The 21,188-nt window shown below is 72.4% G+C and carries 17 protein-coding genes; 7 read left to right on the top strand and 10 right to left on the bottom strand.

Annotated features, from left to right (window positions below; genetic code table 11):
• Positions 1-124 precede the first annotated feature (124 nt).
• The gene (locus tag ACIRPH_RS13820) at positions 125-2,686 is read right to left on the bottom strand and encodes a phosphoenolpyruvate carboxylase (RefSeq protein WP_402914776.1); all 2,562 of its coding nucleotides are present in this window, start codon (positions 2,684-2,686) and stop codon (positions 125-127) included.
• A gap of 338 nt (positions 2,687-3,024) precedes the next feature.
• Between ACIRPH_RS13820 and ACIRPH_RS13815 the strand changes: the two genes are divergently transcribed.
• From ACIRPH_RS13815 to ACIRPH_RS13805, 3 genes are all read left to right on the top strand, one after another.
• Positions 3,025-4,635, top strand: a complete 1,611-nt coding sequence (locus tag ACIRPH_RS13815) for an acyl-CoA carboxylase subunit beta (RefSeq protein ID WP_402913728.1) — start codon at positions 3,025-3,027, stop codon at positions 4,633-4,635.
• Positions 4,632-4,859: an acyl-CoA carboxylase subunit epsilon gene (locus ACIRPH_RS13810; protein WP_402913726.1), complete on the top strand. Its 228-nt coding sequence runs from the start codon at positions 4,632-4,634 to the stop codon at positions 4,857-4,859. The genes ACIRPH_RS13815 and ACIRPH_RS13810 overlap by 4 nt, the downstream gene beginning before the upstream one ends.
• 87 nt (positions 4,860-4,946) lie before the next feature.
• Positions 4,947-6,713: an acetyl/propionyl/methylcrotonyl-CoA carboxylase subunit alpha gene (locus tag ACIRPH_RS13805; RefSeq protein WP_402913723.1), complete on the top strand. Its 1,767-nt coding sequence runs from the start codon at positions 4,947-4,949 to the stop codon at positions 6,711-6,713.
• Between the two features lie 47 nt (positions 6,714-6,760).
• On the opposite strand, the gene ACIRPH_RS13800 is transcribed toward ACIRPH_RS13805, so the two are convergent.
• Positions 6,761-7,399 carry a Uma2 family endonuclease gene (locus tag ACIRPH_RS13800; RefSeq protein ID WP_402913720.1) on the bottom strand — a complete coding sequence of 213 codons (639 nt, stop codon included), beginning with the start codon at positions 7,397-7,399 and terminating at the stop codon, positions 6,761-6,763.
• A gap of 476 nt (positions 7,400-7,875) precedes the next feature.
• Here ACIRPH_RS13800 and ACIRPH_RS13795 point away from each other — a divergent pair, with 476 nt between their 5' ends.
• Positions 7,876-9,324 carry a dicarboxylate/amino acid:cation symporter gene (locus ACIRPH_RS13795; protein WP_402913717.1) on the top strand — a complete coding sequence of 483 codons (1,449 nt, stop codon included), beginning with the start codon at positions 7,876-7,878 and terminating at the stop codon, positions 9,322-9,324.
• Between the two features lie 189 nt (positions 9,325-9,513).
• Positions 9,514-10,770, top strand: coding sequence for a chemotaxis protein CheA (locus ACIRPH_RS13790; RefSeq protein ID WP_402914773.1), 1,257 nt, complete (start codon positions 9,514-9,516; stop codon positions 10,768-10,770).
• 77 nt (positions 10,771-10,847) lie between these two features.
• Here ACIRPH_RS13790 and ACIRPH_RS13785 read toward each other — a convergent pair whose 3' ends face one another.
• From ACIRPH_RS13785 to ACIRPH_RS13775, 3 genes are all read right to left on the bottom strand, one after another.
• Positions 10,848-11,492, bottom strand: coding sequence for an AAA family ATPase (locus ACIRPH_RS13785; RefSeq protein WP_402913715.1), 645 nt, complete (start codon positions 11,490-11,492; stop codon positions 10,848-10,850).
• A gap of 16 nt (positions 11,493-11,508) precedes the next feature.
• Positions 11,509-11,850, bottom strand: coding sequence for a zf-TFIIB domain-containing protein (locus tag ACIRPH_RS13780; RefSeq protein ID WP_402913713.1), 342 nt, complete (start codon positions 11,848-11,850; stop codon positions 11,509-11,511).
• A gap of 102 nt (positions 11,851-11,952) precedes the next feature.
• Complete coding sequence (locus ACIRPH_RS13775; protein ID WP_402913710.1) at positions 11,953-13,329, bottom strand: NAD(P)H-quinone dehydrogenase; 1,377 nt, start codon at positions 13,327-13,329, stop codon at positions 11,953-11,955.
• A 165-nt stretch (positions 13,330-13,494) separates the two neighbouring features.
• Between ACIRPH_RS13775 and ACIRPH_RS13770 the strand changes: the two genes are divergently transcribed.
• Positions 13,495-13,983, top strand: a complete 489-nt coding sequence (locus ACIRPH_RS13770; RefSeq protein ID WP_402913707.1) for a gamma-glutamylcyclotransferase family protein — start codon at positions 13,495-13,497, stop codon at positions 13,981-13,983.
• 72 nt (positions 13,984-14,055) lie between these two features.
• On the top strand, positions 14,056-14,880 hold the full coding sequence (locus ACIRPH_RS13765) for a purine-nucleoside phosphorylase (RefSeq protein ID WP_402913704.1): 825 nt from the start codon (positions 14,056-14,058) through the stop codon (positions 14,878-14,880).
• Positions 14,881-15,401: 521 nt separating this feature from the next.
• On the opposite strand, the gene ACIRPH_RS13760 is transcribed toward ACIRPH_RS13765, so the two are convergent.
• The 5 genes from ACIRPH_RS13760 to ACIRPH_RS13740 form a co-directional block, all read right to left on the bottom strand.
• Positions 15,402-16,034 carry a PH domain-containing protein gene (locus tag ACIRPH_RS13760; RefSeq protein ID WP_402913702.1) on the bottom strand — a complete coding sequence of 211 codons (633 nt, stop codon included), beginning with the start codon at positions 16,032-16,034 and terminating at the stop codon, positions 15,402-15,404.
• Entirely contained in the window at positions 16,034-17,131 is a 1,098-nt protein-coding gene (locus ACIRPH_RS13755) for an adenosine deaminase (RefSeq protein ID WP_402913699.1), read from the bottom strand. Before ACIRPH_RS13755 ends, ACIRPH_RS13760 begins: the two co-directional genes overlap by 1 nt.
• A gap of 306 nt (positions 17,132-17,437) precedes the next feature.
• On the bottom strand, positions 17,438-18,676 hold the full coding sequence (locus ACIRPH_RS13750) for a M20 family metallopeptidase (RefSeq protein WP_402913696.1): 1,239 nt from the start codon (positions 18,674-18,676) through the stop codon (positions 17,438-17,440).
• 40 nt (positions 18,677-18,716) lie between these two features.
• Positions 18,717-19,874, bottom strand: coding sequence for a glutamate--cysteine ligase (locus ACIRPH_RS13745; protein ID WP_402913693.1), 1,158 nt, complete (start codon positions 19,872-19,874; stop codon positions 18,717-18,719).
• Between the two features lie 159 nt (positions 19,875-20,033).
• Positions 20,034-21,146, bottom strand: coding sequence for a YihY/virulence factor BrkB family protein (locus ACIRPH_RS13740; protein WP_402913691.1), 1,113 nt, complete (start codon positions 21,144-21,146; stop codon positions 20,034-20,036).
• Positions 21,147-21,188: the final 42 nt, after the last annotated feature.

Genomic DNA, 21,188 nt, shown 5'->3' with positions numbered 1-21,188 from the left:
CGCCCAGCTCGTCTGACCCCGCCCCCCCCCCCCCCCCCCCCCCCCCCCCCCCCCGGCCCCCCGGGGCCCCCCCCCCCCCCCCGGGGGGGGGGGGCCCCCCGCCGCGGTCGCGGGGCCGTGGCGGTCAGCCGGTGTTCTGGAGTCCGGCGGCGACGCCGTTCACGGAGAGCAGGAGCAGCCGCTCCAGGTGCTGCTGGTCCTGCTCGGAGAGCGAGTCCGCCTCCTCGCCCCGCAGCGTCTCCAGGGCGCGGAGCTGGAGGTGGGACAGCGCGTCCACGTACGGGTTGCGCAGGTCGACGGCCCGGGAGAGCACCGCCCGGTTCTCCAGCAGGCGGCTGTGGCCGGTCACCCGCAGGACGAGCTCGCGGGTGAGGTCGTACTCGTCCAGCACCCGCGCCGTCAGCTCCGGTCGGCCGCCCAGCGCCAGGTAGCGCTCGGCGATGGTGCGGTCGGTCTTGGCCAGGCTCATCTCCGCGTTGTCGAGCAGGGACGCGAACATCGGCCACTCGCGGTACGCGGCCTGGAGGGCGGACACGTCCTCGACGGCGGCCAGCCCCGTCCCGAGCCCGTACCAGCCGGGCAGGTTGACCCGGGTCTGGGTCCAGGCGAACACCCACGGGATCGCGCGCAGGTCGCCGAGGCCGCGCGCCGCCCCGCGGCGCGCGGGGCGCGAGCCCAGCCGCAGCTCCCCGAGCTCCTCCAGGGGGCTGACCCGGGAGAACCACAGCGCGAAGTCCTCGGTGTTGATCAGCTCCAGGTAGGTCTCCTGGGCCGCCCCGGCGATGGCGTCGGCGACCCCGCGGAACCTGGCCTCGGCGGAGCGCTCCCGCTCCTGCACGGCGTCGGTGGAGGCCATGAGCACCGCGTGGCCGACCTGCTCGATGTGGCGGCGGGCGATGGCGGGCTGCCCGTACCGGGCGAAGATGACCTCGCCCTGCTCGGTGACCTTGAACCGGCCGCCGACCGACCCGGGCGCCTGGGCGAGCAGGGCGCGGCTGGCGGGCCCGCCGCCGCGGCCGAGCGACCCGCCGCGGCCGTGGAAGAGGGTGAGCCGCACGTCGTGCCGCTCCGCCCACGCGGCCAGCCGGGCCTGGGCGTCGTACAGCCGCAGGGTGGCGCTGACCGGACCGACGTCCTTGGCGGAGTCGCTGTAGCCGAGCATGACCTCGACGCGGCGGCCGGTCCGGTCGAGCCTCCGCCGGATCTGGGGCACCTCCAGCATGCCGTCGAGCACGTCGGGCGAGGCGTCCAGGTCGGCGCCGGTCTCGAACAGGGGGATGACGTCGAGGACGGGCATCCGCTCGGGAGGCAGGGCGTGGGAGGCCAGCTCGTACACGGCGGCGACGTCCTCCGCGGTGCGGGTGAAGCTGACGATGTAGCGGCGGCACGCCTCCACGCCGAAGCGCTCCTGGATCCAGGCGATGACCCGGATGGTCGCCAGGACCTCCTCGGTGCGCTCCGAGGGGGCCTTCCCCGCCCGGAGCTCCTCCAGGGCGGCGGCGTGGACCTCGCTGTGCTGGCGGATCTCCAGCTCGGCGAGGTGGAAGCCGAAGGTCTCCGCCTGCCAGACGAGGTGCTGGAGCTCGCCGTAGGCCTGGCGGACGGCGCCCGCGTCGACCAGCGAGTCCTGCACCGTGCGCAGGTCGTCGAGGAAGGCGTCGGCGTCGGGGTAGGCGAGGTCGGCGTCGCGTTCGCGGGTGGCGCGCAGCCGTGCCGCGGCCAGCAGCAGGAGCTGGCGGTGCGGCTCGTTGGGCGAGCGCTCGCCGATCCCGGCCATCAGGGCGGGGTGGCCGGCGCGGGCCGCGGACAGGGCGTCGAGCAGCGCCGGGCTGGCCGGGGTGAGGTTGGAGTAGGCGGTGAGGGTGCGGGCGACCCTGTCCGCGGCGCCCTCCAGCCCGCGCAGCACGTGCTCGGACTGGATGAGCACGGCCTCGCGGGTCACGTCGTGGGTGACGTACGGGTTGCCGTCCCGGTCGCCGCCGATCCAGCTGCCGTAGCGGACGAAGGGCGTGGCGCGCGGGGGCCGGACACCGGTGCCGTCGGGGTCGATGGCGGCGTCCAGGCTCCGGTAGACCTGCGGGATGACGGAGAAGATGGTCTCGTCGAACGCCGCGAGGGCGGTGCGCACCTCGTCGAGCGGGTCGAGCCTGGTGTAGCGCAGCTGGGAGGTGCGCCAGAGGAGGTCGATCTCCTCCAGCAGGCGCCGGTGCGCCTCGGCGGCGGCGCTGCTCCCCTGGTGGGAGGCGTGCCAGGCGTCGAGGTCCTCGCTGATCCGCTGGATGGAGGTGGAGACGGCGCGGCGCCGGGCCTCCGTGGGGTGGGCCGTGAGCACGGGGTGGAACTCCATGCCGGCCACGAGCTCGTTGAGGCGCTCCTCCCCGCCGTCGGCCTCCCGGATGGCGCGCACGGCGGCGGCCAGGGACTCGCGGGGAGGGTTGGCGGCGTCGTCGCGCTCGCGCAGGGCCCGCATCCGCTGGTGCTCCTCCGCGAGGTTGGCCAGGTGGAAGTACACCGTGAAGGCCCTGGCCACCTGCTTGGCGCGTTCGAGGGGCCAGGCGGCGACGATCGCGGTGATCTCCTCGCCTGTGACGGAACCGTCACGGGCGCCGATCACGGCGTGTCGGAGCTTCTCGACATCGGCGAGCAGTTCCTCGCCCCCGCTTTCGGCGAGGACCGTTCCGAGCATCTCGCCGAGGAGTTTGACGTCATTCCTGAGCTGCTCGGGAACTTCCTGCCGGGCACTGTCGCGTTCTGCGCTTACCGCTGTCATGGGCCCGACACTACAGAGATCGGACCGGACGCCAGGCGCGCGGGGGCGCATTTCCGACGCACTTTGCCCGGGCGTTAAGCATTGTTGCGCAAGGGAATGGAGCGCACATTTACTCACGTCGTTTCCGCGTCCCGACGGGCCCGCCCGACCCCTTCCGGAGGGGGTCGGGCGAGGCCGTGCCGAACCGCACCTACTGGCGAGTAACCAGGACCGCGTGCCCCGGTCCCGCGAGGACGCGGTTAACCTGCGTAGTTATGGCCACCGAAGCCCCTGAACCGCCGCCCGCGGACGAGATCGACATCCACACCACCGCGGGCAAGCTCGCCGACCTGCAACGACGCCGGTACGAAGCCGTCCACGCGGGCTCCGCTCGAGCCGTTGAGAAACAGCACGCCAAAGGCAAGATGACGGCCCGCGAGCGCATCGACGCGCTCCTCGACCCGGGGTCGTTCGTAGAGTTCGACGCCCTGGCCCGACACCGCTCCACGAGCTTCGGGCTGGAGGGCAACCGCCCCTACGGCGACGGTGTCGTCACCGGCCACGGAACCGTCGACGGGCGCCCCGTCGCCGTCTTCAGCCAGGACGTCACCGTCTTCGGCGGCTCCCTCGGAGAGGTCTACGGCGAGAAGATCGTCAAGGTCCTCGACCACGCCCTCACCAACGGCTGCCCCGTCGTGGGCATCAACGAGGGCGGCGGCGCGCGCATCCAGGAGGGCGTCGTCGCGCTGGGCCTGTACGCGGAGATCTTCAAGCGCAACACCCACGCCTCGGGCGTCATCCCGCAGATCTCCCTCATCATGGGGGCCGCCGCGGGCGGACACGTCTACTCCCCCGCCCTCACCGACTTCGTGGTGATGGTGGACGAGACCTCGCAGATGTTCATCACCGGCCCCGACGTCATCAAGACCGTCACCGGCGAGGACGTCTCCATGGAGGACCTGGGCGGGGCCCGCTCCCACAGCACCAAGTCGGGTGTGGCCCACTACATGGGCGCCGACGAGCAGGACGCCATCGACTACGTCCGCACCCTGCTCTCGCACCTGCCCGACAACAACCTGGAGGAGGCGCCGGTCCTGGCGCCCGAGGACGAGCAGGGCGACGAGGTCACCGACACCGACCTGGCCCTGGACGCCTTCATCCCGGACTCGGCCAACCAGCCGTACGACATGCGGACCGTCGTCGAGGCCGTCCTGGACGACGGCGAGTTCCTGGAGGTCCACGCCCGGTTCGCCACCAACATGGTGGTGGGCTTCGGCCGCGTGGACGGCCGCTCCGTCGGTATCGTCGCCAACCAGCCCATGAGCTTCGCGGGCTGCCTGGACATCGACGCCTCCGAGAAGGCCGCGCGCTTCGTGCGCACCTGCGACGCCTTCAACGTCCCCGTCCTGACCTTCGTGGACGTGCCCGGCTTCCTGCCCGGCACCGACCAGGAGTGGGACGGCATCATCCGGCGCGGCGCCAAGCTGCTGTACGCCTACGCCGAGGCCACCGTGCCGCTGATCACCGTGATCACCCGCAAGGCCTTCGGCGGCGCCTACGACGTCATGGGGTCCAAGCACCTGGGCGCGGACGTCAACCTGGCCTGGCCCACCGCGCAGATCGCGGTCATGGGCGCCCAGGGCGCGGTGAACATCCTGCACAGGCGCACCCTCGCCGCCGCCGACGACGTCGAGGCCGAGCGCGCCCGGCTCGTCGGCGAGTACGAGGACACCCTGCTCAACCCCTACTCCGCCGCCGAGCGGGGATACGTGGACGGCGTCATCATGCCGTCCGAGACCCGGGGCCAGATCTCCAAGGCCCTCAGGGCCCTGCGGAACAAGCGCAAGCAGCTGCCCCCCAAGAAGCACGGGAACATCCCGCTGTGAGCGCGCCGAAGAACCCGCCGCACCTGGTCGTCGTCCGGGGCGAGCCGACCGCCGAGGAGGTCGCGGTCCTCACCGCCGTCCTCGCCGCGCGCGCGAACGCCGCCCGCGCGGCCTCCGACGCGCCCGGGGCGGACCGGCGCCCCTCGGGGTGGAGTGACCGCTCCCGGAACCTGCGCGCCCCGCTGCGCCCCGGGCCCGGGGCCTGGCGCCTGAGCACGAGGTGACGGCCCCCGTGCTCCACCACCACCCAGACGTCGCAGGGAGCGGCCGGTGCGCCTCCGCCCCACGCCACAGCAGAAGGACTTCCCACCGTGCGTAAAGTACTGATCGCCAACCGCGGCGAGATCGCCGTGCGCATCGCCCGCGCCTGCTCCGACGCCGGCCTGGCCAGCGTCGCCGTCTACGCCGAGCCCGACCTGGACGCCCTCCACGTCAAGCTCGCCGACGAGGCCCACTCCCTGGGCGGGTCGACCCCGGCCGACTCCTACCTGGACATCGCCAAGCTCCTGGCCGTGGCCGCCGCCTCGGGCGCCGACGCCGTCCACCCCGGCTACGGGTTCCTGGCCGAGAACGCCGACTTCGCCCAGGCGGTCATCGACGCCGGCCTGACCTGGATCGGCCCGCCGCCCTCGGCCATCACCGCCCTGGGCGACAAGGTGCAGGCCCGCCACATCGCGCAGAAGGTCGGCGCGCCCCTGGTCGCGGGCACCCCCGACCCGGTGGAGTCGGCCGAGGAGGTCGTGGCCTTCGCCGCCGAGCACGGGCTGCCCATCGCGATCAAGGCCGCCTTCGGCGGCGGCGGGCGCGGCCTCAAGGTCGCCCACACCCTGGAGGAGGTGACCGACGCCTACGAGTCCGCGGTGCGCGAGGCCGTCACCGCGTTCGGGCGCGGGGAGTGCTTCGTGGAGCGCTACCTGGACCGGCCCCGGCACGTGGAGACCCAGTGCCTGGCCGACGCCCACGGCAACGTCGTGGTGGTGTCCACCCGCGACTGCTCGCTGCAGCGCCGCCACCAGAAGCTGGTGGAGGAGGCCCCCGCCCCGTTCCTGAGCGCCGAGCAGACCCGGCAGCTCTACGCCGCCTCCAAGGCCATCCTGGCCGAGGCCGGGTACGTGGGCGCGGGCACGTGCGAGTTCCTGGTCGGGGTGGACGGCACCATCTCCTTCCTGGAGGTCAACACCCGCCTGCAGGTGGAGCACCCGGTGACCGAGGAGGTCACCGGCATCGACCTGGTCAGGGAGATGTTCCGGATCGCCGACGGCGAGGAGCTGGGCTTCGGCGACCCCGAGGTCCGCGGGCACTCCTTCGAGTTCCGCATCAACGCCGAGGACCCCGGGCGGGGCTTCATGCCCGCCCCGGGCACCATCACCGAGCTGAAGCTGCCCGGCGGCCCGGGGGTGCGGGTGGACACCGGCTGCGAGGCCGGGTTCACCGTCCCCCAGGCCTTCGACTCCATGGTCGCCAAGCTGGTGGTGTCCGGGCGCACCCGCGCCGAGGCGCTGGCCCGCTCGCGCCGGGCGCTGGCCGAGTTCGAGGTGGGCGGGATGCCCACGGTGATCCCGTTCCACCAGGCGGTCGTGGCCGACGAGGCGTTCGCCCCGGCCGACCCCGAACAGCCGTTCGGCGTGTACACGCGGTGGATCGAGACCGAGTTCGACAACACGATCGCGCCGTGGTCCGGTGAGCCCGGCCAGGCCGAGCCCTCCGGGCGCGAGAGCGTCACGGTGGAGGTGGGCGGCAGGCGGATCGAGGTGGTGCTCCCCGCGGGGCTGGGCGCGACGGCCCAGGCCCCGGCCGCGGACGCGGGCCGGCGCAAGCGCTCCTCGCGCAGGGGCGGGACGGGCGCGGCGGCCGCGAGCGGGGACTCCCTGGTCTCGCCGATGCAGGGCACCGTGGTCAAGGTCGTGGCCCAGGAGGGGCAGGTCGTGGCCGAGGGCGAGACCGTGGTCGTCATCGAGGCGATGAAGATGGAGCAGCCCCTGGCCGCCCACCGGGCCGGGACCGTCAGCGGCCTCAAGGTCTCGGCCGGGGAGAGCGTGGGCAACGGCGCGGTGGTCTGCGAGATCAAGGACGCCTAGCCCACGGCCGACGGAAGCACGCGGGGAGGCGCCGGCCGGCGCCTCCCTCATGTGTCACGCCCCGCCGGCCCCCTCCCGGCACGTGAGACGCGGGTCAGGTCGATGTCCAGGTCGCACGGCGCGCTGGTCTTGAGCCGCTCCCGGTACACGGTCAGATTCCCGTACTTCTTGTTGACCGGATCGAGTTCGTAGGCGTACACCACCACTTCCATGTGCGCTTCCTCCTCGACGAGCCAGAAGTAGGGGATCCCCGCCTCCGCGTAGAGCTGTGGCTTACGCTCGCGGTCACGCACCTCGGACTCCGGAGAGGTCACCTCGACCGCCAACGCGACGAGCTGCGGTTCGATCCAGGTGTCGTGCACCCCCTGCCCGTCGCCTTCACGGACGAGCATGAGATCCGGTTCGGGCCTCTGCCGCTCGGCGAGCCTGACCGTCATCTCCCGGTACGTCACCATGTCTTCGGGGACCTGGGCGTCCAACTGCTGTTCGAGCAGTTTGAGCACGAACATGCGAAAGCGCTTCTGGGGGCTCACCAGTACCAGGCTTCCGTCGATGAGTTCGGTGTGCGGCGGAAGATCCGGGATGCGGTCGAGGTCGTCGGCGGTGAAGCCCCGCCGGGGTGGCATCGGGATCGTCACCTCACCGAACTCGGAGACCAGGATTTCGACCGCGGTGGGAACAGACATGTCGCCGTCTCCGTGCGTCGGATCGTTCTCGTCGCCCACGGTAGCCATCACTGTCACTCCGTCACGGTGGTTTCCACGGATCCTTCCCGGATCCGGCGATCCACGTGATCCTCGCCCCATCCGGGCGGAGCGGAGGATCGAAAAAGCCCACGGTGTCGACAGTGTGGCCCCTGGGACAGCAAGACGTCGACACACATGTATGGAATAAGTAAGGGATCGAGGCTATTGTCCTTGATCGTGACGAACATCTGGGGACTGACACGAAGGTGGCACATCGACCTGTGCCGCCGCGGCTGTCAGGCGTGTAGCTAGGTCCACGCGCGCCCGTCCGGGCAGCGCGCCGCACACCCGTACCCACCATCCGTCACCTTCCCCCTGGTGATCCCGCCATTCCCCGAGCCGGGGCCGCGTCCCACCGCGCCGACCGCGTCGTCGTGCGCTCCTCCGGCTGCCTTCACCACCTGGAGTCACATCCCGTGTCCGCACAGAGCACCGAAGCGCCCACGAAGCGCAGACGCTTCCGATTCCCGTTCGCCGCCCAGGTCCTCCTCGGCCTCGTCCTCGGCGTCGTCCTCGGCGTCGTCGCCTTCCAGATCGGCCCGGTCGGCGAGGCGGGCGACCCCAACTGGCTCGCCGTGACCCTCGAGACCATCGGCTCGACCTTCGTCACGCTGCTCCGGACGATCGTGCCGCCGCTGATCGTCCTGGCCGTCATCTCCTCCATCGCCAACCTGCGCAACGTCACCAACGCCGCGCGCCTGGCCTGGAAGACCCTGCTGTGGTTCGGCGCCACCGCCCTGGTCGCCGTGGCCATCGCCATCGGCCTCGGGCTGACCATCCGGCCGGGCCTCAACAGCGCGGTCGACGCCTCCAGCGCGGGCGACCCGTCCGGCACCGGCTCCTGGCTGGCGTTCATCGAGAGCATCGTCCCGGCCAACTTCCTCGGCCTGGCGGCGGACACCTCGGTCGCGGACGACGGGTCCGTCAGCACCTCGCTGGGCTTCAACGTCCTCCAGCTGATCGTCATCGCCATCGTCCTGGGCATCGCCGCGGTCAAGGTCGGCAAGGCCGCCGAGCCCTTCATCGCCTTCACCGCCTCCGCGCTGGAGGTCGTGCTCAAGGCCCTGTGGTGGGTCATCCGCCTGGCCCCGATCGGCACCGTGGGCCTGCTGGGCAACGCCGTGTACAGCTACGGCTGGACCACCATCGGCGCCCTCGGCAAGTTCACGCTGACCATCTACATCGGCCTCGCCCTGGTGCTGTTCGTCGTCTACCCGGTGATCGCCCGGCTCAACGGCCTGTCCCCGGCGAAGTACTTCAGCGGCGCCTGGCCCGCCATCCAGCTCGGCTTCGTGTCCCGCTCCTCCATGGGCACCATGCCCGTCACGCAGCGGGTCACCGAGCAGAACCTGGGCGTGCCGCGCTACTACTCGGCGTTCGCCGTCCCGTTCGGCGCCACCACCAAGATGGACGGCTGCGCCGCGATCTACCCGGCGATCTCGGCGATCTTCATCGCCCAGTTCTTCGGGATCGACCTCGGCGTCACCGACTACCTGCTGATCGTGTTCGTCTCGGTCATCGGCTCCGCCGCGACCGCCGGCACCACCGGCGCGACCGTCATGCTGACCCTGACCCTGTCCACGCTGGGCCTGCCCCTGGAGGGCGTCGGCCTGCTGCTGGCCGTCGACCCGATCCTGGACATGGGCCGCACCGCGGTCAACGTCGCGGGCCAGGCGCTGGTCCCGACCGTCGTCGCCAAGCGCGAGGGCATCCTGGACCTGGACCGCTACAACACCAGCCCCGACGCCTCCGGCTTCGTGCCGCTGGACGAGCCCGAGGCCGGATCCGACGCCGCCGCCGCGGACGGCGCGGACACGGAGGCAGGCAGGGAGGTCGCCGCGAGCGGCGCCCCCGCCAAGGGCTGACGCCCGCCCCCGGCCGACGGGGCCCGCCGGTTCCCGGCGGGCCCCGTCGCGTTCCGGGGCGCGCGTAGTCTGGTGCAAACGGCTCAGGTGAGAACGGGCACAGCGGGAACTGTCGGGGACCGTCGTTCGTCCGAGTCAGTGAGGTAAGGCGAGAGGAACGACATGTTGCGCCGCTTGGTAACACCCGCAGTGCTGACCGCCGGTTTCACGGCGGCGGTGGTGAGCACCTCGGTGGTGCCCGCCTCGGCCGACGCGCGGCCGGAGCTACCAGAGACCCAGGCCGTCGTCGAGGAGCTCGAGGGCGACGGCGTCTTCATCGACCCGAGCATCGACGCGATCCCCTCCGCCGAGGAGGGCGCCCTGGAGACGGCCTCCGCCGACTCGGAGATCCCCGTCTACTACGTGATCCTCCCCTCGGACGCGGTCGCCTCCCAGACCGGCCTCGACGCCCTCATGAACCCGGTCATGGAGGACGTCGGCGACGGCGTCTACGCCGTGTTCGCCGGCAGCCAGGACTTCGTGGTCCTCTCCCCGAACATCGAGGACACCGCGGGCATCCGGGAGATCGCCGTCCAGGAGGGCCAGGGCAACCAGGTCGACACCCTGGCCGCCGTCCCCGACGCGGCCCAGCAGCTGGAGGACTCCGAGGCCGCCGGCGCCACCTCCGGGCTGGTCCTGCTCGGCGTCCTCGTCCTGGTCGTGGCGGCGGGCGCCCTCTTCGTCCGCAACAGCCGCAAGAAGCGCGCCGCCGAGAAGGCCAAGCAGCTCCAGGAGATCAAGCAGATGGCGACCGAGGACGTCGTCCGGCTGGGCGAGGACGTCTCCCGGCTGGAGATCGACGTGGCCAAGGTCGACGACGCCACCCGCGAGGACTACTCGCAGGCCATGGACGCCTACGACCAGGCCAAGACGCTGCTCGACACCATCCAGGAGCCCGAGCAGGTCCGGATGGTCACCAGCGCCCTGGAGGACGGCCGCTACTACATGGCCTCCACCCGGGCGCGCATGAACGGCGAGCCGGTCCCCTCGCGGCGCGGCCCCTGCTTCTTCAACCCGCAGCACGGACCCTCCGTCGAGGACGTCACCTGGGCCCCGCCCGGCGGCGCGCCCCGCGAGGTCACCGCGTGCGCGGCCTGCGCCGAGGCGGTACGCGTCGGCGGCCAGCCCGACGTGCGCCTGGTCGAGGTCAACGGCGAGCGCCGGCCGTACTACGACGCCGGTCCGGCCTACTCCCCCTACGCCAGCGGCTACTTCGGCACCGACATGATGATGGGCATGTTCACCGGCATGATGATGGGCTCCATGATGGGGTCGATGATGGGCATGGGCATGGGAATGGGCATGGGCGGCGGGGACGTCGCGGCCGAGGGCGACATGGGCGGGGGCGACATGGGCGACTTCGGCGGTGGCGGCGACATGGGTGACTTCGGGGGCTTCGACTTCTGACCCGGTCCGCGCCGCACCGCGCGTGAGACGAGGAGGGCCCCGGGCGTTCGCCCGGGGCCCTCCTCCGTCCTACGGGCTCAGCCCGCGGCGGCCTCCGCGGCGTCGAGCCCCTCGATCCACCGGCACACGGCGTCCGCGGTGTCGGCGGGGGCGGTGTGCGTGGTGTCGACCAGGGTCATCGGCGGGTCGAGGCGGGCGGCCTCGGCGGCCACCCAGGCCGCGAACTCGGCGTTGTCGGCGATCCGCTCCTCGTCCCACTCCCGCCAGGCGGGGCGGGCGCGCAGGCGCTCGGCCAGGGCGGCGGGCTCGCAGGACAGCGCCAGGTAGTGGACGTCCGTGAACAGGGCGCGCTCCGGCAGGGGCTCGAACTCCGGGGGCACGACGGTCCCGCAGAGCACCACGGGGCGCCCGCTCTGCTGCACCATCGCGGCGGTGCGCAGCCAGGTGGAGCGGAAGCGGCGGTGGTGGCCGGCGGGGTCGCGGAGCCCGCTGACCCACAGCAGGTCCTGTTCGAGCACGACGAAGCGGTCCCTGAGGCGTTCGAGGAGCAGTCCGGCGATGGTGGACTTGCCGGTGCCGCTCGGGCCGGAGACGACGTAGAGGGGCGCGCGGAGGAAGGGGCGGGTGCGCCCGCAGGAGGCGCAGCGCAGCACGGAGACCCCCGCGCCGGTGTCGGGGGTCTCGTCCCATTCCCCGCAGTGCGTACAGATCAGCGGGTGCATGGATGGTTCGGCTGTACTAGTCGAAGAGTTGTTCCAGGAAGCCCTTGCGGCGGCCGCGGTAGGGACGGGGCGAGTCCCGGTAGCCGCGCGGGGAGTCCTGGTACCCCCCTCGGTAGCCTCCGGGGGAGTCGGGGTAGCCGGCTCCGCGGTGCGGCCGCGCGTGGGGCGGGGGCGGGGCGTGGCGCGGGGAGTGGGGGTCGGGCGGCGGGGCGACGCCGTAGTGGCGCTGCTCGCCGTCGGCGATGCGCTCCAGCTCTCCCCGGTCCAGGAAGATGCCCTGGCAGCCGTCACACCTGTCGATGTGGACGCCTTGACGATCGAACGTTCGCATGGTGCTTTGGCACTTGGGACAGATCACGTCAAGACATTACTCGATTCGTGTCAAAAAGGGTTAAGGAAACCGGGGTCCACCGCGAACTTCTTCGCGCGGCGGCCCCGGCGGGGGCGCGGTCCGGCGTCCCTACTCCGGCGAGGCCAGCATCAGCGAGCGGGCGGCCTCGGTCACGCTGCCCGACAGCGACGGGTACACCGAGAAGGTGTGCGCGATGTCGTCCACCGTCAGGCGCTGCTGCACCGCGATGGACACGCCCAGGATGAGTTCGCTGGCGCGCGGCCCGACGATGACGCCGCCCAGCACGATGCCGGTGTGCTGGCGGCAGATCAGCTTCACGAAGCCGTCGGTGACCTCGTTCATCTTGGCGCGCGGGTTGGTGTTGAGCGGAAGGGTGACCGACCGGCCGTCGATCCGCCCGCTGCGCACGTCGTCCTCGCTCGCGCCCACCGCGGCGAGCTCGGGGTGGGTGAACACCGTGGAGGCGACGGTGGACAGCTTCAGGGGGGACACGGCCTCGCCGAGGGCGTGCCACATGGCGATGCGTCCCTGCATGGCGGCGACGGAGGCCAGCATGTTCACGCCGGTGCAGTCGCCGGCGGCGTACACGCCGGGGACCGTGGTGCGGGAGACCCGGTCGACCTCGACGAACCCGCCCTGGCCCAGGCGGACCCCGGCCTCCTCCAGCCCGAGGTCCTCGGTGTTGGGGATCATGCCGACGGTCATCAGGCAGTGGCTGCCCTCGACGGTGCGGCCGTCCGAGAGGGTGACGAGGACGCCCTTCTCGGTGCGCACGACCGACTCGGCCCGGGTCTGGCTGAGGACGGTCATGCCGCGGCGCATGAAGACCTCCTCCAGCACCTCGGCGGCGTCGGCGTCCTGGGTCGGCATGACGCGCTCGCGCGAGGAGACGAGGGTGACGTCCGAGCCGAGCGACTGGTAGGCGCTCGCGAACTCCGCGCCGGTCACGCCGGAGCCGACCACGATCAGCTTCTCCGGGAGCTCCTCCAGGTCGTAGAGGTGGCGCCAGGTGAGGATGCGCTCCCCGTCGGGCTCGGCGGTGGGGAGCTCACGGGGGTGCGCCCCCGTGGCGATGAGGACGACGTCGGCGCGCATGCGCTCGTCCCCGACGGCGACGATGTGGGGGTCGACCAGCCGGGCCTCGCCGGTGACGACCTCGATGCCCTCCTTGTGGAGGCGGGCCCGGGTGTCCTCGGACTGGGCCTGGGCCAGGCGTTTGATCCGGCTGTTCACCTCGTCGATGTCCACGCGGACCGGCGCGGTGGCGGTGCCCGGGATGTGGATGCCCAGGCTCTGGGACTCACGCACGTACGTGGTCCGGGTGGAGGTGGCGATGAGGCTCTTGGAGGGCACGCAGTCGGTGAGGACGCAGGAGCCGCCGATGCCGTCGCGCTCCACCACCGTCACGTCCGCACCGAGCTGCGCTGCGACCAGTGCCGCCTCGTAGCCCCCGGGCCCGCCACCGATGATCACGACCTTCGTCACTCTGCCTCACTCCCTCTACGTCGGACCCCCCACGCGCGTTCCCGGTCCGGGCGATATTCGGGCATGGTGGGGCACCGCCAGTTCTCATCGCTTCCTCCTATTGTCGGCCATGTCAACTGGCGAAATCCTCGGGCACCCCCGGTCAGCGGGTCTACGATGTTGCCCGTGTCCATCTACGCCGCGTACGGAACCAATCTCGACCCCGCGCAGATGGCCCGCCGGGCACCGCGCTCACCGCTGTTGACCACGGGCTGGTTGGAGGGTTGGCGGCTGACCTTCGGCGAGGGCCTGCCCGCCGACTCCGGCGCCCTGGCCACACTGGCGGAGGACCCCGGGCAGCGGGTCTTCGTCGCGCTGTACGACCTCATGGAATGGGACGAACCCCACTTGGACTCGTGGGAGGGCGCCGACCGGAGGGACGGGTTCGGCCCCGGCGCGGGCGCCGCCTGCGCGTACCGCAAGGTCACCGTCCGCGCCCGGACGGCCGACATGGGGGCGGTGACGGCCTGGGCCTACGTGCTCGACGCCTACGAGGGCGGCCTGCCCTCGGCGATCCAGCTGGGCCAGCTGGCCGCCGCGGCCGAGAAGGCCGGGGCGCCCGGGTCCTACGTCTCCGACCTGCTGGCCCGCGAGTGCCTGCCCACCGAGCTGTGAGCCCCGTGTCCGCCCGCCGGACGCGCGTTGCGTTCCGTCGCCGGGCCACTACCCGGGGGTAGCATCCGTCGTGTGAGCGAATCAGAGCAGCGGGCGACGACCACAGGGGAAGCGAAGGAGCTGGCCGCCACCGCGGCCCACGACCTGCTCGCCCGGACCGGGGCCGACAGCTTCGACGCGATGGTGGTGCTCGGGTCCGGTTGGGCGGGGGCCGCGGAGACGCTGGGCTCCCCCGACATCGAGTTCGACGCGACCGAGCTGCCCGGCTTCCACGCGCCCGGGGCGGAGGGGCACTCCTCCAGGGTCCGCAGCATGTGGGTGGGCGACAAGCGGGTCGTCGTGTTCATGGGGCGCGTCCACCTCTACGAGGGCTACGACCCGATGGAGACCGTCCACGCCGTGCGCACCGGGATCGCCGCGGGCGCCGGGACGGCACTCCTCACGGGGTCGGCCGGGTCGCTGCGCACGGACTTCGCCCCCGGGCAGCCGGTCGTGGTCCGGGACCACATCAACCTGACGTCGCTCTCCCCGCTGACCGGGCCCTCCTTCGTCGACCTCTCGGAGGCGTACAGCCCCCGGCTGCGCCGGATCGTCCACGAGGTGGACGGCTCCCTCGCCGAGGGCGTGTACGCGGCCGTGCTCGGCCCCCAGCTGCAGACGCCGTCCGAGCTGCACGCGCTGCGCCGGTCCGGCGCGGACGTGGTGGGGCGGTCGATCGCCCTGGAGGCCATCGCCGCCGTGGAGTCCGGCGCGGAGGTGCTGGGGCTGGCGATCGTCAGCAACGACGCGGTGGGCGCCGTGCTCGACCCCTTCGAGTCCGACCGCGCGCTGGAGGTCGTCACCCAGCGGGCGCGCAGGCTGGGCGGACTCCTGAACGGGGTCCTCGCCCGTTCCTGAGGGCCCCTGGACGGCGCAGGGGCCCGGCACGTGTGTGCCGGGCCCCGTCGCGCGTGGGACGCCGTGCCCGGACCCCGTGTCGCGGGGTCCCCGCGGACCCCGACCGCGCGGGTCGTCCGAAGCATCGTGAAGTGGTGGGGCGCCTCCGACCGGGCCCGCCCGGTACCGGCGTGGCGAGCGTACACCCCGAGGCCTTGGGGTGGACGGTACCGGCCGTGGCCCGGCCGGAGGCAGTGCTTGCCCCGGTGTCCTCCGTCGCGCGGAATCCCCGCAGATCCCGTTGGACTCGCGACTCCGACACCCTTCTGTACTTCCCGATATTCAGTTGAACCGCGCGTCGCCCTCGGACCGGGGTTCCGGGCTGGTGGCCATCCGCGCGAAGCCCGCCCGCCCGGAACCCTCTCCCTTAGGCATGCCTTACCTAACCAGAACGGGCGGGTGCGCGTCAACCCCCCGGGCGGAACGCGCCGGACCCGGCTCCCCTCGGGCGGGGAGCCGGGTCCGGCGCGGTCGGGAGCGCCTCAGGCGAGCAGGAACACCGCCGCGAGCAGCACCGCGGTCGCCACGAGGACCACGATCACCTCGACGGGCACCATCGTCTGCGGCTCGTCCTCCGCCCCGAGCGCGGCCGGCCCCGCCTCGTCCACGTCCCGGATGGGGCCGCTGAGCGGCCGGGCCTTGTGCCGCTCTGCGTCCTGGCGCAGCTGCCGCGCGGCCAGGTCGACCGGCCGCATCGACGCGGGGTCCTCGTCGTCCCCTCCCGGGTCCAGGAAGCCCGCGTCCCGGCGCATGTTGTCCCGGACCCGCTGCCGCTTGGTCTCGCGGAGCGGCCAGGAGCGGACGATCCGCCCCGGCGTGTGCACCCTCAGGACGTCGGTGACGTCCACCCACACCACGGCGGGCCACGGCACGAAGGTCTCCCGCAGCGGATTGACGACCCTCAGCCCGCGCTCCGTGGAGACCACCCGCGGGCGCAGCCACACCAGGTGGACCGCGGCGATGCTCGCGGCCAGCAGGGCTCCGGCGATCCAGGACGAGCGCCCCTCCCCGCGCCAGAGCACGTCCAGCAGGAGCAGGACCGCGATGACGATCCACACGATCGCCGCCACCCGGGAGAAGGTGGAGTAGTGGCTGGTCGGCTTGGGGCGGTCCATCAGGTCGCCGCCCACTTGAGCTGCGCGAACCCCGGCTTGATGATGCCGTTGATCAGCGCCAGGCGTTCGTCGAACGGCAGGAACGCCGACTTCATGGCGTTGACCGTGAACCACTGGATGTCGTCCCAGCCGTACCCGAAGGACTCCGAGAGCTTCGCGAACTCCTCGGAGAGGGACGTGCCGCTCTGGAGGCGGTTGTCGGTGTTGACGGTGACCCGGAAGCGCAGGTCGTGCAGGAGCCCGATCGGGTGCGAGGCGATGGACTCGGCGGCCCCCGTCTGCACGTTCGAGCTGGGGCACATCTCCAGCGGCACGCGCTTGTCGCGCACGTACTGGGCGAGGCGGCCCAGCCGCGGGGCGCCGTTCCCGCCGGCGTCGATGTCGTCGATGATGCGGACGCCGTGTCCGAGGCGGTCGCACCCGCACCACTGGAGCGCCTCCCAGATGGAGGGGAGTCCGAACGCCTCGCCCGCGTGGATGGTGAAGTGGAAGTTCTCGCGGCGCAGGTACTCGAAGGCGTCGAGGTGCCGGGTGGGCGGGTTGCCCGCCTCGGCGCCCGCGATGTCGAAGCCGGAGACGCCCGCGTCGCGGTAGCGGACCGCGAGCTCGGCGATCTCCGACGAGCGGGCGGCGTGCCGCATGGCGGTCACCAGCTGGCCGGTGCGGATGCTGCGGCCGGCCTCGGCCGCGCGCTTCTCCCCCAGGTCCAGGCCCTCCTGGACGGCCTCCACGACCTCCTCCAGGGTGAGGCCGCCCTCCAGGTGCTGTTCGGGGGCATAGCGCTGCTCGGCGTAGACGACGCCGTCCGCGGCCAGGTCCTCCGCGGCCTCGGCGGCGACGCGCACGAGGGCCTCCCGGGTCTGCATGACCGCGGTGGTGTGCGCGAACGTCTCCAGGTAGCGCTCCAGCGAACCGGAGTCGGAGGCGTCGCGGAACCACCGGCCCAGTTCCGCCGGGTCGTAGGTGGGCAGGTCGGTGTAGCCGGCCTCCCGGGCCAGCTCCACGACGGTGGCCGGGCGCAACCCTCCGTCGAGGTGGTCGTGGAGGAGCACCTTCGGCGCCCGCCGGATCTGCTCAACTGTGAGTGGCTGGTTCATGGATTCAGGATGCCACCAGCACGGGACGGCCCTCGCCACCCCGGGGGACCCGCGGCGGATCCGGCGGACACCGGGCCGGGGCAGGGCGGACGCCCGGCCCGGCGCGGAGGCCCCGGGGGTGGCGGCCCCGCGAGAGGTCCACGCGATGTGCGCCCGAGGCCGGAGCGGAGCCCCGGGCCGGACGCGGCCGGACGACCGCGGGGTTCCGGACCCGCTGCGGGCTGCCGCGCCCCCAGGCGCCCCCTCGGCGCCGGGGCCGAAGAGGCCCCAAGGCCCCGGAGGGCACGCACCGGGCGGCCGGGTCCCTCAGGCGAGCGCCTCCTGGCTGTCCGCCCGGACCCGGGGCTCGGCGGCGTGCCCGAGGGCGGTCAGCGCGGTGGTGACCATGAAGCGGGTGCCCACGCCGATCGCTCGCTCGTCCACGTCGAAGGTGCCCCGGTGCAGGTCCAGCATCGGCCCGTCCCAGTCCGGGGAGTGGGTGCCCAGGCGGGCGAGGGCCCCGGGGACGTTCTCCAGGTACCAGGCGAAGTCCTCGCCCCCCAGGCTCTGCGGCGTGGACGCCGCGGCGTCCGGGCCCAAGGCCAGGCCGACCGCCTCGCGCATGATGTCCACGCTGGTCGCCTCGTTGATGGTGGGGGGCACCCCCCGCCCGTAGGTCACCTCGGCCTCGGCCCCGTAGGCGGAGGCCACGGACTCCACCAGGCCCTTGATGATGTCGGGGGCCGAGTGCCACGCCTCGTCGTCCAGGCAGCGCACGGTGCCCTCCGCGACGGCGTCGTCGGGGATGACGTTGGGCGCCGAACCGGCGCTGATGCGGCCCCACACGAGGCTGAACCCGGCCCGCGGGTCGATGCGCCGGGACAGCGCGGCGGGCAGCTCGGTGACGACCTTGCCCATGGCGTAGACCAGGTCGGACGTGAGGTGGGGGCGCGCCGTGTGCCCGCCCGGGCCCGAGAGCCGCACCATGAGCTGGTCGCAGGCGGCGGTGATTCCGCCGGTGCGCAGGCCGACCCGGCCGACCACCAGGCGCGGATCGCAGTGCAGGGCGAAGATCCGGTCGACGCCCTCCATCGCCCCGGCGTTGACCACCTCGACCGCGCCGCCGGGGAGCTCCTCGGCGGGCTGGAAGACCAGCCTGACCCGCCCGGGCAGCGCGCCCGCGCGGTCCTGCTGGGCGAGGAAGACCCCCGTCGCCAGCAGGACCGTCGTGTGCACGTCGTGCCCGCAGGCGTGGGCCGCGCCGGGGACGGTGGAGCGGTAGGGGACGTCCTTCTCGTCGGCGATGGGCAGGGCGTCGATGTCGGCCCGCAGGGCCACGAGCGGCCCGGGGCCCGAGCCGATGTCGCAGACGAGCCCTGTGCCGTGGGGCAGCTCCCGGGGAGTGAGACCGACATCACGCAGCCGTTCGGCGATCCGACCGGTGGTGCGGTGCTCGGCGAAGGCGAGTTCGGGGTGCATGTGCAGGTCCCGGCGGAAGCCCGTGAAGTCCCGCTCACGGCGCGCCAGAAAAGCGGTCAACTGTTCCGGCAGGTCACGTCCCTGCATCCGAGGGTCCCCTCTTCATTCACGTCTTGCGTGCACCGGCTCAGCCCCCGACACCGACCTCCGCGTAAGTGGGACCGCCGTGCAGCTCGGCGGCGAGCATGTCCACGACGTCGTCGAGGGAACCGCCCCCGGCGATGACCGCGCGCTGCCGTTCGTAGGAGGCGCCCTTGTCCAGGGTCTCGGAGACCAGGTCCAGGTCCTCGGCGCAACCCAGGCGGGTCGCGACCGGCTTCAGCTCGCGGACCAGCTCATACAGGTCGTCACGGATCGGAACGGTGGTTCCGTGGGCGTCCGTGATGACACGAGCGTCGAGTCCGTAGCGGGTGGCACGCCACTTGTTGTCCTTCACGAGCCAGGACGGCGGGCTGGGCAGGCCGTACCCGCGGTCGAGCTGGCGATCGAACAACTCCACCAGGCTCTGAGAGAGCGCGGCGGCCATTCCCACCTCGCGCAGGGTGGGAATCCCGTCGAACATCCGGATCTCGATGGTGCCGAAATCCGGGTGCGGACGGATGTCCCACCACACTTCCTTGATAGAGGCGATGGTACCCGCCCTGAGAAGCGTTTCGAGGTATTCCTCGAAAGCCGCCCAGTGCGGCAGGTTCGGAGGCGGCCCGGAAGTGGGGAGCGCTCCGAAGACCACGGACCGCGCGGAGGCCAGCCCGGTATCGTGACCCCCCCAAAATGGGCTAGAAGCACTCAAAGCAAGAAAATGAGGTAGATACTTCGCAAGTGCATTCACGATGGGTATGGCCTTCTCCTGGCTGCGCACACCCACGTGGACGTGGACGCCGCAGGTGAGAATGCGCCGGGCCAGCCACTGCATCTGCTCGACGAGTTCGCCGTACCTTTTCCCGGGGCTGAGCTCCTGGTCCCGCCAGTCGTCGATGGGGTGGGTCCCCGAGCAGGTCAGCGTGGTCCCCCAGGGAGTGAGGACCTCCCGCATCCGGTCGATGTTGCGGCCGAGGTCGCTCTTGGCCTCCTCGACCGTCTCGCAGATGCCGGTCACGACCTCCACCTGCGACTGCATGAGTTCGTGCCGCAGCGGGGGCGAGGCCGTGTCGGAACTGAGCTCGGGGAGCTCGGAGAGGAGTTTCGGGGCCTCCTGCCGCAGGTGCCGGCTGCGCCGGTCCACGAGCTGGAGTTCCCACTCCACCCCGAGCGTCGCGCGTTCGGATGACGTGAATGCGATGCCCATCTGCCCTCCGAGGGGGGGTTCGCCGGCCTTCCTGGCCGACGCACGTTCGCGCCCCGGCGAACCGGTCAACCGGGACAGGGGAGGACTACCCTCCGCACACCACACGCATACGGGACAAGAGTCTCGCAATAACGCGAATTCCCGGGAGGTCCGCTCGCCTCAGGCGCCGCCCCCGCGACGGTTGCGCAGGGCCCACGCGGCGGTTCCGGCGGCGCCCGCCGCGCCGATCAGGGACAACGCCCCGGCGACGGCCCGCTGGGCCCGCCGGCGGGCGGCCAGTTCCCTCTCCGGGACCCGCAGGACCGGCGCGGGCCGCGTCCAGTCCATCCCGTTCTCCTCGGGCATGGGCAGGGACCCCGTGTAGGGGGGAGGCATCGGCAGCCACGTCGCGGTCCACGCGGCGCTGAACATGACCAGGCGCATCACCAGGTTGATCCACACCAGGAGCCCCACCAGCACGGCGAAGGAGGCGTAGACGGGGTTGCTGAGCGTCCCCGACAGCAGCAGCGCGGCGGCGGCCTTGAGGATCTCGAACCCGACGGCGCCCATCAGCGCCCCCCGCCACATCATCCGTGTCGGCCGCCCGCTGCCCGACAGGAGCGAGAAGGCCAGCATGAAGATCCCCATGTTGACCGCCACGGCGATGGCGAGGGCCAGGACGCGCAGCGTCAGGGAGGCCAGGAGGGAGCCGTCCAGGCCCACCAGCGCCAGCAGCCACTGGGTCGCGGCCTGCGCGACGCTCGTGAACGCCACCGCGAACAGCAGCGCCGCGCCCAGGCCCAGCATGACCAGGATGTCGCCCGCCTTGCGCAGCAGGACGTTCGGTCCCTCCTTGAGGTTCTTCAGCCAGATCGCGTGCAGTGCCTCGCGGAGCGCCGAGACCGAGTTCAGGCCCGCGTACAGCAGGCCCAGCGTGCCGATGACGCTCGCTCCCACGCGCGCGTTCGCGATCTGCTCGACGGGCAGCTGGTCGGAGAGGCCGGGCAGCACCTCGTCCAGGGCCGCCTGGAGGTAGTCGCCCACCTCGACCTGCATCGACGCCAGGAAGCCGACCGCGGCGAAGGCCAGCGCCAGCAAGGGGAAGAACGACAGGAAGGCGAAATAGGTGACCGCCCCGGCCAGCTGGTTCCCGTTGCGGTCGGCGTAGCGCTCGTAGGCGCGCACGAGGTGGTCCGCCGCCGGCCTCCGGCGCCGCAGTTCCCAGTAGGCGTCCATCGCGAGGTTCCGGTAGTGCCGCGCCGCGTCCGCGGCCCGGTCCCGCCCTGAGGCCAAGGTCCCTCCCCCACACCCGTCCGCCGGTGGACCGCAACCCTA

Origin of the sequence: Nocardiopsis sp. NPDC101807, assembly GCF_044766605.1 — a bacterium.
GTDB classification, from domain to species: domain Bacteria; phylum Actinomycetota; class Actinomycetes; order Streptosporangiales; family Streptosporangiaceae; genus Nocardiopsis; species Nocardiopsis tropica.
Note: the sequence above shows the minus strand (reverse complement) of the source record. Positions and strands in the feature narration are given on the sequence as shown.

What these genes read in the sequence shown, in the direction of transcription:
- ACIRPH_RS13820 (WP_402914776.1), bottom strand. Translation starts at nt 2,686, where the DNA reads ATGCTCGGAACGGTCCTCGCCGAAAGCGGGGGCGAGGAACTGCTCGCC.
- ACIRPH_RS13815 (WP_402913728.1), top strand. Translation starts at nt 3,025, where the DNA reads ATGGCCACCGAAGCCCCTGAACCGCCGCCCGCGGACGAGATCGACATC.
- ACIRPH_RS13800 (WP_402913720.1), bottom strand. Translation starts at nt 7,399, where the DNA reads ATGTCTGTTCCCACCGCGGTCGAAATCCTGGTCTCCGAGTTCGGTGAG.
- ACIRPH_RS13785 (WP_402913715.1), bottom strand. Translation starts at nt 11,492, where the DNA reads ATGCACCCGCTGATCTGTACGCACTGCGGGGAATGGGACGAGACCCCC.
- ACIRPH_RS13760 (WP_402913702.1), bottom strand. Translation starts at nt 16,034, where the DNA reads ATGGACCGCCCCAAGCCGACCAGCCACTACTCCACCTTCTCCCGGGTG.
- ACIRPH_RS13755 (WP_402913699.1), bottom strand. Translation starts at nt 17,131, where the DNA reads ATGAACCAGCCACTCACAGTTGAGCAGATCCGGCGGGCGCCGAAGGTG.
- ACIRPH_RS13750 (WP_402913696.1), bottom strand. Translation starts at nt 18,676, where the DNA reads ATGCAGGGACGTGACCTGCCGGAACAGTTGACCGCTTTTCTGGCGCGC.
- ACIRPH_RS13745 (WP_402913693.1), bottom strand. Translation starts at nt 19,874, where the DNA reads ATGGGCATCGCATTCACGTCATCCGAACGCGCGACGCTCGGGGTGGAG.